Origin of the sequence: Aeromonas sp. Prich7-2 (assembly GCF_017939255.1) — a bacterium.
GTDB lineage: Bacteria > Pseudomonadota > Gammaproteobacteria > Enterobacterales > Aeromonadaceae > Aeromonas > Aeromonas caviae.
Genome location: NZ_JAGKRI010000250.1, coordinates 1 through 443, shown reverse-complemented (window position 1 = coordinate 443; position 443 = coordinate 1). Strand labels below are relative to the sequence as shown.

Below are 443 nucleotides of genomic sequence, written 5' to 3'. Positions count from 1 at the left end.
TACTACCGGCTGCCGCGTCTGCTACTTGAGCTGAGCCAGGCCAAGGTAGATGGCAGTTACGCCAGACTGCTGGGTCAACTGGCAAGGATAGAGCTGCTGATCCTGGATGACTGGGGACTGGAAGCGGTGAATGCCGAGCAGCGCAACGCCCTGCTGGAGATCATGGATGATCGGTACGGGAAATACTCGACGGTCGTGGTCAGTCAGCTGCCAACGGAAGAGTGGTACGCGAGCTTGGGGGACAACACTCTGGCAGATGCGATCCTGGACCGGCTGATGCACAACGCTCACCGGCTGTCACTGAAGGGAGAATCGATGAGAAAGAGGAGAAGTGAGTTGACCCAATCTGAACACTCGAGTTAGAAACGGGGTGACGTGAGCGCGTTAAGGATCAGGGTGTTCACGTTGGCCGGAATGGCTGTTCAACTTCGCCGGAATACGCA

Annotated in this window: 1 pseudogene; it reads left to right on the top strand. The window is 56.9% G+C overall.

The features are described from left to right. A pseudogene (gene istB, locus J9892_RS21465) lies at nucleotides 1-363 on the top strand (IS21-like element ISAs29 family helper ATPase IstB); the annotation flags it as partial. Between the last annotated feature and the right edge of the window lie 80 nt (nucleotides 364-443).